Raw genomic sequence first — 17,961 nt, 5'->3', positions numbered from 1 at the left:
AAACCACCCGATAAAACCAGCGGACAGGGCAATACTCACTTTATTACTTATGAGCGTGGCCTGCTGATTTCATCAATTCGCGGCTTATAAAGAAGAAGAGAGCCCAGGGCGCATAACCCCGGCTCTCTTTCTCCATTTCCTGCGATCCTTTTCAGCGGATCATGACACGATATCATCCGTATGGGAGGGATCGTGCAACCCGGCCAAATCCGTATCCATATGCGTATCGGTGGCCGGATCGCCGGTCGCCGCCGGCTGATCGCCCGGCATTACAGAAGCAGGGCTCCCCATATCCAGAGCGGAAGAGAAACCGGCCAGCACAGCCTGATCTTCAACCGGTGCATCGAGATCGGCTGCGGTATCGGTGGAATAATCCTCCACCGACAGGCCATAGGCATCTGCCGATGCCGCCACCGGAGCCATGGAGGCGAGCGTTGCCGCCATATCCTGGCTGACCAGCAGATTGGCATTGCCGCTTTCATAGAGATTATAGGTCACGCCATCGTTCACATAGGTGCCATTGGCCGTGAAGCCTGTGGCGGTGACGGTATCCCCGGCATTGCCCTCCACGATCATCCAGGCTTCGCCACCCATGCGCCAGCCGCTGACATCGAACACAGAGGCAGCATCCACGATCAGCGTATTATTGCCTGTACCGGTCAGGTCGATCACTTCGACAGACTGAATTTTGGCGGGCAGCGTTGTGGTCAGGTCCAGCGTTGCGCCGCTGGCGGTGACACCCAGCGTATCCATGCCCCTTCCCCCATCGATTTCGAGGAAAGACAGGTCAGCTACCGTTATCAGATCATCACCCGCCCCGCCATGCAGCGAATCCGCACCACCTGCCCCGATCAGCGTATCGTCACCATTGCCGCCGACCAGAACGTCACTCGTCACCATGCCGTTGAGATACCGGCCCTCTTGTTCACCCTGCTGGCCATACAGGGCACTGCCATACAGCACATAGACTTCCCCGGCATCCTCCCCGCCATCGTCACCATAAAAGGCACCGACCAGCAGATCGTCATAGCCATCGCCATCGATATCCCCGGCTGAAGAAACGGTTCTGCCGAGATTGTCACCTGCCATATCGCCCTGGATGATAAAGCCATCGGCGGCGGTAAGAGTATCGAGATCCACCGTGCCGAAGCCCGAGGCCTTGCCGAAAATCACATAGGCCGCTCCGGCATCGCTACCGCCAGCGTCGTTCTGATAGGCCCCGATAATCAGATCGGCATAGCCATCGCCATTCACATCGCCCGCAGAGGACACCGAATAGCCCAGATAATCATCCACAGCCGCGCCCATAATCTTGAAGCCATCACTGGCACTCAGCCCGCTGCCCAGATCCACTGTGCCAAAGCCCGAAGCCTTGCCGAAAATCACATAGGCTGCGCCTTCATCATCGCTGCCACCATCGTCGTTGGCATAGGCCCCGACAATCACATCAGCATAGCCATCCCCGTTCACATCGCCCGCAGAGGACACCGACATGCCCAGATAATCGTTAGATGCGTCACCTGTGATCTTGAAGCCATCACTGGCACTCAGCCCGCTGCCCAGATCCACCGTACCGAAGCCCGAAGCCTTGCCGAACAGCACATAGGCCGCACCGGCAGCACTGCCACCAGCGTCATTACCATAGGCCCCGACAATCACATCGGCATAGCCATCCCCGTTCACATCCCCCGCAGAGGACACCGACTGGCCCAGATAATCGCTATCATTATCACCATAGATTTTAAAACCATCCGAGGCGCTGAGCGAAGACGATGTATCCACCGTGCCAAAGCCCGAGGCTTTGCCGAACAGCACATAGGCCGTGCCTGTATTCGTTCCGCCATCGTCATTGTAATAGGCCCCGACAATCAGATCGTCATAGCCATCTCCGTTCACATCCCCCGCCGAAGACACCGAATAGCCCAGACTATCGCCAGATGCGTCGCCTATGATCTTGAAGCCATCACTGGCGCTCAATCCGCTGCCCAGATCCACCGTGCCAAAGCCCGAAGCCTTGCCGAACAGCACATAGGCTGCTCCGGCATAGCCGCCGCCCTCATCGTTGCGATAAGCTCCGACGATCACATCGGCATAGCCATCCCCGTTCACATCACCCGCAGAGGACACCGAATAGCCCAGATAATCATCGGTATTTTCACCCAGAATGGCAAAACCCTGCGAAGCGCTGAGCGAAGACAGATCAATCACCCGGCGGCCCGTCGCATCCGGTGTTCCGAAACCGCCCGCTCCGCCGAACAGTACATAGGCTGCACCTGTATTCGTTCCGCCCTCGTCGTTCTGATAGGCCCCGACGATCCAGTCATCATACCCATCGCCATTGACATCGCCCATATTCTGCATCGAACGATAGCCCAAACGATCATCCGCTTCGTCACCCTGGACGATAAAGCCGTAATGTTCCTTGAGAATGCTCGTATCGATCACCGGCGCAATGCCGGCGGCATTATTGGCGACCGCCACATCCTGCGCCACCAGCAAATTGGCATAGCCGCGTTCATAGAGGTTGTAGGTCACACCCTCATAAATCTGCGTGCCGCCATAGGTGAAGCCCTGCGTCACCACGCTGTCCCCGGCATCGCCGGTCACCAGCATATACGCCTCACCATCCATCCGCCAGTCACTGATATCGAGCAGGTTTTCCCCGCTGATCGTCAGCACATTGTCACCGCTGCCGGTCAGATCGATCGCTTCCACAGAGCGCAGATCGCCCGGCAGAATGGCGGTCAGATCGAAATTCAGCCCGGCTCCGTCCAGCACCAGACTATCGAAACCGCGCCCGCCATGGATATCTTCAAAGGTGAAATCGGTGAGTGTGATGCGATCGTCGCCGGCGCCGGCGCGGATTACGTCCAAACCGCCGCCTCCGGTTATCACATCATCGCCATTACCGCCGATAAGGATATCCGCAGAAACCGTGCCGGTCAGCGATTGCGCAGCCTGTTCACCCTGCGCCCCCATTTCGGCGCTGCCGTAAATCACATAGGCTTCCCCGGCATTACTGCCGCCATCGTCACCCAGATAAGCGCCGACCACGATATCGCTGTAGCCATCGCCGTTGATGTCTCCTGCCGAAGACACGGCACGGCCCAACCCGTCACCGGCCACATCGCCCAGAATGGCAAAGCCCTGATCGGAAGACAGACTCGTGACGTCAACTACCTGCTGACCATCGATTGCCGTCCCAAAGCCTTGATCCGAACCGAACAGGACATAGGCAGTTCCGGAATCCACTCCGTCAGAATCGGCCAGATAGGTGCCGACAATCAGATCCGCGAAGCCATCGCCATTCACATCACCGCCTGAAGATACGGCATAGCCCAGCCCGTCATCGCCTGTTCCCGTCAGCAGAAAGCCCTCTGCAGCAAGCATCGAGCCAAGCCCGATCGTCTGCCGCCCATTGGCATCCAGTGTAACGCTTCCAGAACCGTTTTTGCGCCCGAAAACGACATAGGCACCGCCTTTCGCGCCGACAATTACATCGTCATAGCCATCGCTGTTCACATCGCCGGCATCGGAAACGGACATGCCCGCTTGCATGGCCGCATCGCCCTGAAGCACAAGGCCGAGATCGCTCGTTAGCGAACCGACGCGCAGGACCTGACGGCCGCTCACATCGATACCGAAACCGGAATCCGTGCCGTAAACGATATAGGTCTGGCCGCCATCGACCCCTGTATCGTCACCGTAATTGGCGCTAATCAGCAGATCGTCATAGCCGTCACCGTTGAAATCCCCGGCGGAAGATACGGAATATCCAAGCCGGTCGCCATTGGCGCCCCCTTCGATGATAAAACCTTCGCTGGCCGTCAGCGTGGTGACATCGATCACCTTACGGCCACTCTCTTCATCGCCCATCAGGGCTGCGCTGCCGAAGACGACATAAGCTTCACCGGCATTGGAGCCGCCATCGTCGCCACCACGCGCGCCGACAATCAGATCGTCATAACCATCGCCATTGATATCTCCCGCGGAAGAGACGGAAAAGCCCAGCGTGTCTCCTCCCGTATCGCCCTGGATAATAAAGCCCTGCGCTTCGCTGAGCGTTGTGAGGTCCAGAACCCGGCGTGTGCCGGTCAGCTCACCGAAACCGGACGCATTGCCGAAGACAACATATGCCTCACCGGCATCGACACCGCCATCATCTCCCTGATAGGCCCCTACGATAATATCGGCAAAGCCATCGCCGTTCACATCTCCGGCGTCGGAAACGGAGTAGCCAAGCTGATCGCCTGCCATATCGCCCTGGATGATAAAGCCCTGCGCCGGAGTAAGGGTGGTAAGATCGAGAATCCGCCGGCCGGCCAACAGAGTACCGATGCCGCCTGACTGCCCGAAAATAACATAAGTCTCGCCCGCATTAAGGCCGCCATCATCACCGTAATTGGCCCCGACCAGCAGATCGTCATAACCATCGCCATTCACATCGCCCAGCGAAGAGACCGAATAACCGGTGCCATCGTCGATCGTATCGCCCTGAATGATGAAACCCTGCGTTTCGGCCAGAATGCTCGTATCGATCCCTTCGACCGCATCGGTCACATTGATCGAAATCGCTTTCTGGACGATATCGGTGCCATCACTGACTTCAATGAGCAGATCGTAAAGATTGTCACCATCGGCATCGCCGGGATTCTCAAAATCGGGGGCTGCGACAAAAGACAATTCTCCTGTCGTCGCATCGATGCTGAACAAAGCGGAGTCCGCACCCCCTGCGATGGCATAGACCAGCGTATCGCCATCGTCATCGCGGGCTTCGATCTGAAGCGTGGTTTCATTTTCGGCCAGATCGAGAATGGCCTCGCTGTCGATCACTGGAGCGTCCTGTGCGTCCGTTATCGTGATGGTCAGCGCCTGTTGTGTTCCTTTCAGGCCATCATCTGCTTCGACGATGATCTCATAGATATTGTTACCGTCAGCATCGCCCGGATTCTCAAAATCAGGAGCGGTGAGGAACGACACTTCACCCGTTATCGCATTGATTACAAACAGATCTTTATCCGCTCCTCCGACGATAGAATAGCTTATAACATCGGAGTTCGGATCAGTTGCGGCAATGGTTGTCACAACCGTTTCATTTTCCGCACTGCTTACCGCATCACTGCTGCTAAAGACCGGCGGATCGTTTGAATCTGTAATTGTAACCGTTACATTTTGTTCAGTAATGTCAGTTCCATCACTGACACTGACGGTCACTTCATAGACATTATCGGTATCGGCATCGGAAGGGTTTTCGAAATCCGGTACCGAAATGAAAGACAATTCCCCTGTCTGGGCGTCTATAACAAACAGCGCAGAATCGGCGCCGCCAGCAATAGCATAAGTCAGCGTGTCATCCGTATCAGCATCCTCAGACGTAACCTGAACAACCTCAGTTTCTGCTTCAGCCAGCGTAATCGCCGCATCACTGGTGATAACCGGCGCTTCATTTGCATCCGTCACCGTGATCGTCACCGCCTGCTGAACACTGGCTACGCCATCGTCAACTTCCACAATGATTTCATAAACATTGTCCCCATCGCTATCGGCAGGGGCTTCAAAGTCAGGTGCTGTAATAAAGGATACTTCACCGGTAACCGCGTCAATCGTAAACAGTGCGGCATCATCTCCGGCAATAATAGCGTAGCTCAACGTATCGCCATCATCATCGTCTGCGACCATATCAAAAGAAGCAGCCTCATCCTCTGCCAGCGTTACATCGGCATCGCTTGTAATAACCGGTGCATCATTTGCATCTGTTATCGTTACCGTGACCTCTTGCTCTGTCGTATTGAGTCCATCGCTAACGCTGACAATAAGCTGATAAACATTGTCCCCATTTGCATCCGTTGGGTTCTCAAAGTCAGGTGCAGTGATGAAAGACAGTTCTCCGGTAGCGGCATCGATTGTAAACAGTGAGACATCGTCACCACCTGCCAGAGCGTAGACAAGTGTTGACACATCGTCATCAATATCACTTGCAGCAACTGTCGAAACTGAAGTAATATTTTCATTTAAAGATATATCTGCTTCACTGGTTATCAATGGCGGGTCATTTGCATCAGTTACTGTAATAGTGACATCTTGTATTACCGTTTCACTGCCATCGAAGACGCTTACAGTTAAAACATAAATATTATCGCCATCAGCATCGCCTGGCGCTTCAAAGTCCGGCGCAGTAATAAAGGTCAGCTCACCCGTATCTGCATCAATGGCAAACAGCGAAGCATCATCGCCGCCAGCAATTCCATAGACAAGCGCATCACCATCAGGATCACTGGCTTCTACAACAGCAGCTATTTTCTCATTTTCAGCAATAGTAATGGAGCTGTCACTCGAAATAACCGGAACTTCATTTTCATTAGATACGGTCACCTCTATCAATTGTTCAACGATATTGGATCCATCCGTCACCGTCACCATCACTTCATAAATGTTGTCTCCATCCGCATCTGATGGGTTTTCGAAATCCGGTGGTGTAATGAGAGACAATTCACCTGTTCCGGCATCAATCGTGAACAAGGCACCATCATATCCAGAGGCGATACCATAGACCAAGGATGCCGCGTCATCGTCCGGATCCGCCGCAGCTACAGTGGTCACTACAGTGTCACCTTCACGCAGAGTGACAACAGCATCACTGCTTATCACTGGCGGATCATTTGCATCCGTGATCGTGATCGTAACGTCCTGTGTCACAACATGCGTGCCATCGTTCACCGACACTGTAAGCTGATAGATATTATCTCCATCGTCATCCGCCGGAGTTTCAAAATCTGGCGGCGTGATGAAAGCCAATTCACCGGTCGTGCCGTCAATCGTGAACAAGGCAGCATCCGCACCACCCGCAATCGCATAGATCAGATCATCTGCAGGGTCCGTATCGACAGCTTCAATCGTTGAGACATTTACACTATTTTCAGCCATCGTAATGGCTGCCTGACTGATGATAACGGGGGCATCATTCTCGTTGAGAACGGTTACGGTTATATTCTGCAGGACTGAGCCGCCATTGCCATCATCAACCTGGACTCTCACTTCATAGACATTGTCCTGGTTGAAATCCTCGGGATTTTCGAAATCCGGCGGCGCAATAAAAGACAATGCACCGGTTTCGTTATCGATTGTGAAAAGACGGAAATCGACACCTCCGACAATTTCATAAATGAGCGCATCGCCGTCATCATCCGATGCCTCGACAGCTGTAATTGCCTGGCGCTCTTCCTGAATTGTGAAGGCAGATTCACTCGTGATAACCGGAACATCATTTTCATCTGTGACAGCAACACTAATCGCCTGTTGGGTAGTTCTGGTGCCATCACTGACTTCAACGATTATTTCATAGATATTGTCCCCATCGAAATCGTCAGGATTTTCGAAATCTGGTTCCGAAACGAAAGATACCGCTCCGGTTGATCCATCAATGACGAAACTGTCTCTGTCTGCACCGCCAACAATGGTCCAGGAAAGAGTATCACCTTCATCGTCAGTTGCTTCGACAAGGAATGCTCCAAGCTCGTTTTCTCTGACTGAGAAAGAATCAGTGCTGGAAATAAAGGGTCCTTCATTGGCATCGCTGACTGTCACCAGAACGGTCTGGCTCGCCGTCCCGCCATTCCCGTCCGATACTTCCAGCACCACTTCATAGACATTATCGCCATCGAAGTCGGCAGGCGCTTCAAAGTCGGGCGCCGCAATAAAGCGCAGCGCGCCTGTCGTCTCGTCAATTGCGAACAGGGCCCCGTCAACACCGCCCGCAATCGACCAGGCAAGCGTATCGCCATCCGCATCGCTCGCAGTGGCGACAGACACACTGCTCCGGTTCTCCTCAACCGTCACCGCAGCACCGCTCGTAATCTGCGGAAGATCGTTGCTGTCACTCACCGTCACACGCATCTGACGGATCGTGCTCACCGTCCCGTCCGATACCGTGACTTCTACCTCATAAACATTGTCTCCATCATCATCGCCCGGCGCCTCATAATCCGGCGCAGCAACAAAGCGCAGCTCCCCGCTCGATCCATCGATCGTGAACAAAGCCGCATCCGCGCCACCTGTCAGACTGAAGCTCAGCGTATCGCCATCATCATCATCGCTGGCACCAACCACTCCGGCCAGCGTCACTCCTTCCGCCAGCGTAAACGTCCCGTCCCCTCCAATCTCCGGCGCATCGTTGCTATCGGTCACGCTGACCGTCACATTTTGCTGCACGGTGCTCACACCGTCGAAGACAGAGACAATCACTTCATAGACATTATCGCCATCCGCATCGCCCGGCGCTTCAAAATCCGGCGCATCGCGGAAGGCAAGCGCACCGGTGGCGTCGATCGTGAACAAGGCGCCATCCGCACCTCCGGCAATCGCATAAGTCAACGCATCGCCATCCGCATCGCTCGCCGTCACGCTCAGCACCGCCGTGACATTCTCACCGAGCGTAATCGTATCCCCGCTCGTAATCACCGGCGCTTCATTCGTGTCCGTCACCGTAATCGTCACCGCCTCGGTCACGCTCTTACCGTTCCCGTCCGACACAGTGACATTCAGTTCATAGACATTGTCGCCATCCGCATCCGCAGGTGACCCGTAATCCGGCGCGCTCACAAAGCTGATCGCTCCCGTCCCCGCATCAATCGTGAACAAACCCGCATCCACACCTCCGGCAATCGACCAGACAAGCGTGTCTCCGTCCGGATCGCTCGCCGCAATCGTCACCGGCGTCACATCGTCTTCCGCCAGCGTCACATCCAGCGCACCGGTTATCACCGGCGCTTCATTCGCATCGCTCAGCGTCACCGTGATCGTCTCGCTGGTTACAACCGTCCCGTCCGAGACCGTCACTTCCAGTTCATAGACATTGTCGCCATCATCATCGCCCGGTGCCTCGTAATCCGGCGCAGACACAAAGCGCAGCTCTCCGCTCGACGCATCGATCGTGAACAAACCCGCATCCACGCCCCCCGTGATCGACCAGGTCAAAACATCCCCATCATCGTCAGCGGCATCCAGCGTGGTCACAAGGGTCCGGTTCTCCGCCAGGGTGATCGCCGCATCGCTCGTGACAACGGGGGCTTCGTTCTTGTCATTCACCGTCACCAGCACGTCCTGCGTGCTCGTGCTCGTGCCATCCGACACCGATACTTTCAGACGATAGACATTGTCCTCATCCGCATCGCCCGGCGCCTCATAATCCGGCGCAGACACAAAGCGCAGCGCTCCCGTCGACCCATCGATCGTGAACAGCGCTGCATCCACACCGCCCGCAATCGCATAAGTCAGCGTATCGCCATCGCCATCGCTCGCTTCCACGCTCATCACATCCGCGCGGTTCTCGACAATCGTCACACCCGCATCGCTTGTGATCACCGGGGCTTCGTTCTTGTCCGTAATCGTGACCGTTACCGCTTCGGTCACACTCTTGCCGTTCCCGTCCGACACGGTGACGCTCAGCTCATAAACATTGTCACCATCGCTGTCGGCAGGCGCCTCATAATCGGGCGCATCCACAAAACGCAGCGCTCCTGTCGTCTCATCGATCACGAAGAGCGAGGCATCCACGCCGCCTGTAATCGACCAGTTCAGCACATCTCCGTCGCTGTCGCTCGCCGCAAGGGTCACCACAGCCATGCGGCCTTCCCCAAGGCTAATCGCCCCACCGCTCTCTATCACCGGCGCTTCATTGCTGTCGGTAACCGTCACACTCACACTCTGCGTGACCGTGCCGCCATTCCCGTCCGATACTTCGACCAGCACTTCATAAACATTATCGCCATCGGCATCTGCCGGGCTCTCATAATCGGGCGCAGCAACAAAGCGCAGCTCCCCGCTCGACCCATCGATCGTGAACAAACCCGCATCCGCACCGCCCGCAATCGCATAAGTCAGCGTATCGCCATCCACATCGCTGGCTGCAATCACCGTCGCCAGGCTCTGGTTCTCCGCCAGCGTGACCGCCGCACTGCCCGTCGCCGTCGGCGCTTCATTGGCATCGCTGACTGTCACCAGAACGGTCTGGCTCGCCGTCCCGCCATTCCCGTCCGATACTTCCAGCACCACTTCATAGACATTATCGCCATCGAAGTCGGCAGGCGCTTCAAAGTCGGGCGCCGCAATAAAGCGCAGCGCGCCTGTCGTCTCGTCAATTGCGAACAGGGCCCCGTCAACACCGCCCGCAATCGACCAGGCAAGCGTATCGCCATCCGCATCGCTCGCAGTGGCGACAGACACACTGCTCCGGTTCTCCTCAACCGTCACCGCAGCACCGCTCGTAATCTGCGGAAGATCGTTGCTGTCACTCACCGTCACACGCATCTGACGGATCGTGCTCACCGTCCCGTCCGATACCGTGACTTCTACCTCATAAACATTGTCCCCATCATCATCGCCCGGCGCCTCATAATCCGGCGCAGCAACAAAGCGCAGCTCCCCGCTCGATCCATCGATCGTGAACAAAGCCGCATCCGCGCCACCTGTCAGACTGAAGCTCAGCGTATCGCCATCATCATCATCGCTGGCACCAACCACTCCGGCCAGCGTCACTCCTTCCGCCAGCGTAAACGTTCCGTCCCCTCCAATCTCCGGCGCATCGTTGAGATTGGAGACAGTTACAGTGACATCCTGTTCAACGGTTACATCTCCGTCATTCACCAGGACGATTAATTCATAGACATTATCGCCATTTGCATCTGCTGGATTTTCGTAATCAGGTGCTGTCACAAAGGACAGTTCTCCGGTATTCGCATTAATTGTGAATTGCGCAGAATCAGGGCCACTCAGCGCATAGGTCAGTGTATCGCCATCCGCATCGCTCGCTGTCACGGACGTGACTGCAACTTCGTTCTCAGCCAATGTGATCGCTGCGTCGCTCGTAATCACCGGAGAATTATTTACATCGGTGACCTCAACAGTCACCGCCTGCTCATCAGATTCACCGTTCCCATCGCTCACCCGGACAGTCAGTTCATAGACATTGTTGCCATCCGCATCCTGGGGCGCATCATAATTTGGTGCTGTTTTAAAGGATAACTCACCGGTCACTTCATCAATTGTAAACAACGCTCCATCACCGCCTGCGACAATCGTATAGACCAATATATCGCCGCTATCTGCGTCCGTTGCATTGACATCCAGCGCCGCCGCCTGGCCTTCCTGCAGACTGATCGAGCTGTTGCTGATTATTACAGGAGCCTCATTTACCCCGGTCACCGCCACGCTCACAGGGACGGCCGTTACGCCACCTTTTCCATCACTTACAGAAACAGTCAGTTCATAAATATTGTCACCATTCGCATCGGATGGATTCTCGAAATCAGGTGCATTCCGAAATGACAGCTCACCCGATGCATTGATCGTGAAAAATGCGCCATCACCGCCTGCCGCAATCGAATAAGCAAGCAGATCAGCCTCATCATCGGCTACCAAAAGCTGGCCTGCCACACGGCTGTTTTCCGAAAGTGTGAAGGAATCCGTCCCAGTCAGAACTGGCGCTTCATTCCGATCTGCCACAATGATCTGCACATCATGCCGAACTATATTCGAACCGTCAGTTACGACTATGGTCACATCGTAAATATTGTTTTCATCAATATCCGCAGGGTTCTCATAATCTGGCGCCTCAATGAATGACAGCTCACCCGTTCCACTGATCGTAAACAGCGCTGCATCAGACCCTTCAAGACTATAATTCAGCGCATCGCCATCACCGTCATAAGCATCTGCATTCATTACTACACTGCGATTTTCCACCAGGGTAATAGCAGCGTCGCTCTCGATAATGGGTGACTCGTTGCGGTTCGTTACCGTCACAGTCACCGTTTCAGTTATAGAGTCTTGCCCGTCGGTTACAGTAACCTGAAATTCATAGACATTATTGCCGTCTGCATCGGCAGGATTTTCAAAATCGGGGGCATCGCGAAAACTGAGTTCGCCCGTCTGACCGTCAATTATGAAAAGAGGCGCATCACCACCTGAAATGGAATACGTAACGCTTTCTCCGTCACTATCTATAGCGATAACAGAACCGAGGTGGGAGCTTTCTTCCTGAACCGTAATATTAAGATCGGAAGTAATTTCGGGAACTTCGTTCTGATTGGAAACCGTTACTGAAATATCCTGGACAGCCATATCTTTGCCGTCCGATACCCCGATTTCCAATTGATATATGTTGTTACCATCGGCATCTTGAGGGCGTTCAAAATCAGGAGAAGACTTAAAAGATAAAAGCCCTGTATTTTCATCTATAACAAAATAATCGGCATCGTCGCCACCCTCAATTGAATACGTTAAATTGTCTCCCTCTGCATCATCAGCATTCAACGTCGTGACAGTTTGACGGTTTTCTATAACTGAAAAAGCAGCTTCGCTTGTAATAACGGGTGCCGAGTTATCCGAAGTGATGCGTATGTTAAATGTGTGGCTATCGACAAATGAACCATCTGTAACCTGAACGGTCACATTATAAGTGTTATCCCCATTCTCATCTTGTGGATTGCTATAGTCTGGCGCACTTAAAAACGATAATTCGCCAGTATCAGCATTAATCTCGAAAAGATCAGAATCCCCGGAATTGGAAAGAGACCATATTAAATCATCATTGTCGGAATCTTCTGCCTGAACAGTTAAAACGGAAATACTTCCTGCAGAAAGTGTCAGATCGGGGCTGCTAATGATTCTAGGTCGCTCTTCAACATCGAGAACTGTTATAGAAACCATCTGCGTAGTGGTTACTTCTCCATTACTGGCTTCCACAAGGACCTGATACAGATTATCTCCGCCAAAATCCGATGGGTTATCATAGTCCGGGGCAGATTTGAAAAAGAGGGCTCCAGTATTGGAATTAATACTAAAAAGATCTTGATCGACACCACCCGCAATTGCGTAGGTGAGGCTCGATCCATTTCCATCTTCTGCAGAAATCGCCAGAACATCAGTGACGTTCTCATAAACACTAGGCCCTGTTGACATAAGATTTCAGCCACAGGCGCACTGAAGCGAGATTGAGGAAGCTTGCGAAGGACAGGGCGGTCTTGTCGTAGCGGGTGGCGATCCGGCGGGCCTGCTTCAACTTGTTGAACAGGCGCTCGATGCGGTTTCGGTCGCGATACCGACGGTAGTCGGGGTGCTCGGGCACCTTACGGTTCGAGCGGGGCGGGATGATCGGCAGAATGCCGCGGACGAGCAGGCTTTCCCGAAAGCGATCGCCATCATAGCCCTTGTCCGCCAGCAGCCCCTTGGGCGTCGTGACAGGGATCGCCATCAGCGGCTCGGCGGCGGTGTAATCTGAGGCCTCGCCGCCGGTCAGGATGAAGCCGAGAGGGCGTCCTTTATTGTCGCAGCGGGCGTGGATCTTGCTCGTAAAGCCGCCGCGCGATCGACCAAAAGCCTGATTATGAGTCCCCCCCTTGCGCCGGCGGCCTGCGAATGGCCCCGGACACTGGTGCTGTCGATCATGTGCTGCCAGTCGTCGGTAAGTCCCAGATCGACCAGCGTTTGCAGTAGCGCATCCCATACGCCCTGTTCGGCCCAGCGTCGGAAGCGCACATAGACCGAGTTCCACTTGCCGTAGCGCTCGTGCATGTCGCGCCAGGGGCACCCGACCCGCAGGACATGGAGCATTCCGTTGAGGAAGCGCCGGTTATCTCCCGCCGGCCGTGAATGCCTGCCTCGCTCAGGCGGCAGCAACGGACCAATCACCGCCCATTCCTCGTCCGTCAGATCTCCGCGCGCCATAGCAGCTCCCGTAAAAAGCAGCTGTGAATCAGAGATCAGCCTGTTTGGGAATCCCTTTTGTCAACAGGGCCTAACAGATGAATCATTAGCAAAAACTAAAGGCTCACTTTCATCTGTAATATTAATATTTAAATTTTTGCTTATTACTGAAACGCCATCAGATACAGAAACAGTGATATTATAGACATTATCCAGATCAGCATCGCGCGGATTTTCGTAATCAGGCTCCGAAACAAAAGATAATTGGCCATCCGAATTTATAGAAAAAAGATTAGCATCTGAACCACTAATAGAGTAGGATAGAATATCGCCGTCTCCATCATATGCCATAATGGTTGTAATATCCAGACGATTTTCCTTCATATAAATATCGTCATCTACAGATATTACTGGCTTTTCATTAGTGTCTATTATAGTTACAGACAATAATCTTGTACTTATTGCACCATTTGAGTCACTTGCAGACACTTCTACTTCATAGACATTATCGCCATTACTATCCGCAGGGTTCTCGTAATCCGGAGCGTCCACAAATTCCAGAGCACCCGTATTGCTATTTATTTTAAATAAAAGGCCATCATTGCCGCCGGTAATAGCATAGGTAACTTGATCATTTTCCAGATCAACACCCGATATATCCGCGACAACATTACGATTTTCGATCAAACTTATTGTTTGACTTGTTAATATTTGTGGAGCCTCATTAATATTGTCTACTGTTACAGTTACATTTTGCCTGGCAAAAGCTTCACCATCACTGACCTCCACCACGACGTTATAAATATTATCGCGATCAAAGTCCTGAGGATCTTCATAATCCGGTGCATTCTTGAAAGATAAGGCACCAGTACTGGTGTCGATTGTGAACAAATCCCTGTCCACACCGTCGACGATTGACCAGTTTAACGCACCTCCCTCCACATCAGAGGCCGAAATTACAGTTACCGATGTTCGGTTTTCATATATGCTAACAGCCTGCTCTGGTAATAATTGAGGCGCCTCGTTTATGTCATTGACGATAACCGTATAAGCTGGACACCCGCAATAACCATGGTTTCGCTGTCACTTTTATGAAGGGCGACGACCTTGCAAGCAGATCGGCGATCTGAGCGCCTGATTGGCGGGGCCTGTCGGTTAGGTTCTGGTCATTTCCTGCCTCGCCCGTAGTTTCCGGGCGTACTTATCCTGTGTCGGCCCTTTGTTCGTGGAAGATCAGGCGGTCGAAGTTATAGGCCAGATTGGCGAGCGTGAGTTTGGCCTGAGCCCTGGCGAGGCCGATGGTGCGGATGAACAGGCCGTAGCGCCCCTTTTGGTGTGCGAAGACATGCTCGACCCTTGCTCGCACGGCGGACTTGGCAGCATTGGCCCGTGATGTGCGTTCGGGCATCGGCTTGCCCTTGGGCTTCCTGCGATGGATGCGGCTGGTGAACATATGCCGGGTGAGCCATATCTCATTCTTTCGGCTGCGATAGGCACTATCGGCCCAGACATCTGAGGCGGTGTTGTGCGGGTCCACCACATGGCGCAGTTCCCGCCCGTCGCTATGGGCTGCCGAAGTCACCTTGCCCTTGCGGATAAAGCCGAACCGCCGGTCGATGCTGATATGCGACTTGTATCCGAACACCGGGGTCGCGATTTGCGGTAAGGGCGTTCCATCGGGACGATAGCGGATCTTGCCGCCGACCTTCACCGTCCAGCGCGCATCGACATCCTTTTGGTGCGCCTTGTTCGGCTTTCCCGGCCAGATCTTCTTTGCTGATTTGCCCGCCTTAACCGCGACCTTCTCTTCCTCGGTATTGCGCTGCTTGGGAGCGGGAACCAGCGTGGCATCGACGATCTGACCGCCCATGGCGAGATAGCCGCGTTCGCGCAGTTGCTGTTCAAAGGCCTGCATCAGCGCATCAAGCGTCCCGCTCTCGGTCAGCCGGTTGCGATAGTGGCGGATGGTGTTCTCGTCGGGCATCGTGTCGCCCAGATCAAAGTCGAAGAAGCGCATCCACGAAAGCCGGTCGCGGATCATGAACTCCATGCGGGCATCGGACAGGTTATGCTGTGCCTGCACCACCAGCACCTGAAACATCGAGACCGGGTCGAATGGCGGCCTGCCGCCCTTTGCTCCATCGCTGTATCCCAACCCCTTTACCAGCAGCGGACGGAAACGCTCGAAATCCACGGCCTCGCCCAAAACTTCAAGCGGGTCGCCATCCCGGCTCAGCCGCTCCAGGTGCTCCGAAAGCGAAAACAGGCTCGATGGGTGCATCACCGTTATCTCCTCGCCAACGCTGAATCATATCAGCACCGGAAATGCGAGGGGTTATTGCGGGTGTCCAGCTCGGGAAACACTGCTTCCCTGGTTGTCGCTAACCGTAACAGTGAATGTATATTCATTATCCTCATTGAAATCTTTAGGATCTTCATAATCCGGCGCATTGCGAAATGTGATCGAGCCAGAAGAACTGATCCGAAAAAGGGATGCATCATCTCCGCTCAGGGCATAGGTAAGTGAACCACCTTCCTGATCGGTTGCCAAAACGCGGCCGACAGCAAGCTCCCCCTCAGCAACCATTAAAATGTTATCGCCTTCGATAACAGGCGCATCATTTTTATTCGATATAATGACTGACATCGAAGCTTGTGAAGCAGTCGTTCCATCGTCAACAACTACAACTAAATCATAGCGATTATCTGAGTTAAAGTCGGCTGGGTTTTCATAATCAGGAGCATTACGAAAAGAGAGGTTGCCGCTCGAATCTATTTCGAAAAGGGCAGCATCATCACCGGTCAGTGAATAGGTGAGCACATCGCCATCAGCGTCTGTCGCGCTTACTTTGGTAACCGGTATCGTGTTTTCAGAAATTGTTATGTCAGAAATACTAGTAATTACAGGAGCAGTGTTTTGTTCACCCTCAATCACATCGAGAACACTCACCTGAATGGCTTTTGTAACAATAGACTGGCCGTCACTGATCGAAATGTTCAGTTCATAAATGTTATTCCCACCCGCATCTTGAGGGGTTTCATAATCAGGGGCTGAAACAAAATTTAGCGAACCAGTTACCGGATCTATTGTGAAGAGGGCAGCATCGGCTCCACCAGCAATGGAGAAAATCAAATCGTCGCCATCATCGTCCCGAGCCTGAATAATAGCTACAGAAACATTCCCTTCCACTACTGAAAAGGAGTTTTCGCCCATGAATTGGGGTGCGGTATTTGTACCTCCCGTACCATCGTCGATAACTTGTAGCGTGATAGATTTGGATGAAGTGGAAGAACCGTCGCTAGCTATTACTCGAACATAATACGATCCCTCCGTAATCCCCTCAGGATCATTGATGGTGACCGCACCGGTCGCTGAATCGATTGTAAACAAGCCTGAAAATAGCCCAGGCTCGATTCCAAAACTTATCTGATCCCCATCATAGTCAATCGCCTTTACAGCGACTGGCGACTTCCCGCTGGTGTACATCGTCAAGACTTCACCAGTGGTAATCGACGGAGCACCAGCCGGGGACGCAGCTTGAGGCATTACAGAAGCCGTATGGACATTGTCTGCAATATTAGCGGGCGAATGCTCTTCACTTGGAACATCCGGACTTTCCGCTTCAAATGTCTTGGAGTTTAGAAAGCTACCTGAAACTTCTGTTTTTGCGTGATCCAGTCCCTCAAGAACACGCTCCGGGATCAGGATCTTTTCGTTGAAACTCCGAAAAGATCCTGCGGGGATGGTCAAAAAAGCACCATCTTCCAATTCCACATGTGCTGAGCCATCTAAATTCTCTTCCCACCACCGCACATTATTCAAAACCTGGAATTCAGCTTTTTCTATCGCATCACCTTTAACCGAAGGCGTTAAATCGCCGCTTTCAGTGACTGAGTCTGCATTCGGGATGGACGAGCGCGACTTGAAGGACATGCAAAAGCTCCTGTGACATAGTTACCTTATGGTATTACGTCACTGGTCCCTTATATTCCTCAACAGTTCAATAAGGTATATCTACTTAATAAGTATTATATATTGAAAATAAAGAACCATTAAGCGATATCACTTAATTTTTACAATTCCAAAATTGAAATTCGATAATGCACACTTCAGGTGCAAGCGAATAGCGGTGAGCTGGACACCGGCAATAACCCCTCGCTTTGAGTAGCGGATTGTGATTCTGTGGAGGCATTGGATGGAGAGTTTCGATGCAGCCACGCAGCCTGTTTTCTCTGACGGAGCACCTGGACCGGTTGAGC

5 protein-coding genes and 1 pseudogene are annotated in these 17,961 nt (G+C 53.2%); all 6 read right to left on the bottom strand.

Annotation, left to right across the window (positions count from 1 at the left end; genetic code table 11):
* Positions 1 to 159: 159 nt before the first annotated feature.
* Positions 160 to 12,117: a cadherin domain-containing protein gene (locus tag D6851_RS08410; RefSeq protein ID WP_183030036.1), complete on the bottom strand. Its 11,958-nt coding sequence runs from the start codon at positions 12,115 to 12,117 to the stop codon at positions 160 to 162.
* A gap of 823 nt (positions 12,118 to 12,940) precedes the next feature.
* Positions 12,941 to 13,722, bottom strand: a pseudogene (locus D6851_RS08405) (IS5 family transposase).
* Between the two features lie 60 nt (positions 13,723 to 13,782).
* Positions 13,783 to 14,592 carry a cadherin repeat domain-containing protein gene (locus D6851_RS08400; RefSeq protein WP_147395451.1) on the bottom strand — a complete coding sequence of 270 codons (810 nt, stop codon included), beginning with the start codon at positions 14,590 to 14,592 and terminating at the stop codon, positions 13,783 to 13,785.
* A 310-nt stretch (positions 14,593 to 14,902) separates the two neighbouring features.
* The gene (locus D6851_RS08395) at positions 14,903 to 15,982 is read right to left on the bottom strand and encodes a transposase (protein WP_120324465.1); all 1,080 of its coding nucleotides are present in this window, start codon (positions 15,980 to 15,982) and stop codon (positions 14,903 to 14,905) included.
* Between the two features lie 54 nt (positions 15,983 to 16,036).
* Complete coding sequence (locus D6851_RS08390; protein WP_120324464.1) at positions 16,037 to 17,635, bottom strand: cadherin repeat domain-containing protein; 1,599 nt, start codon at positions 17,633 to 17,635, stop codon at positions 16,037 to 16,039.
* Between the two features lie 129 nt (positions 17,636 to 17,764).
* Positions 17,765 to 17,961: hypothetical protein (locus tag D6851_RS17915; RefSeq protein ID WP_210210340.1), on the bottom strand; the 197-nt coding region annotated here is incomplete at its 5' end.

The sequence above is a fragment of the Altericroceibacterium spongiae genome (assembly GCF_003610805.1).
GTDB classification, from domain to species: Bacteria; Pseudomonadota; Alphaproteobacteria; order Sphingomonadales; family Sphingomonadaceae; genus Altericroceibacterium; species Altericroceibacterium spongiae.
This window is presented reverse-complemented; position numbering and strand designations above follow the sequence as displayed.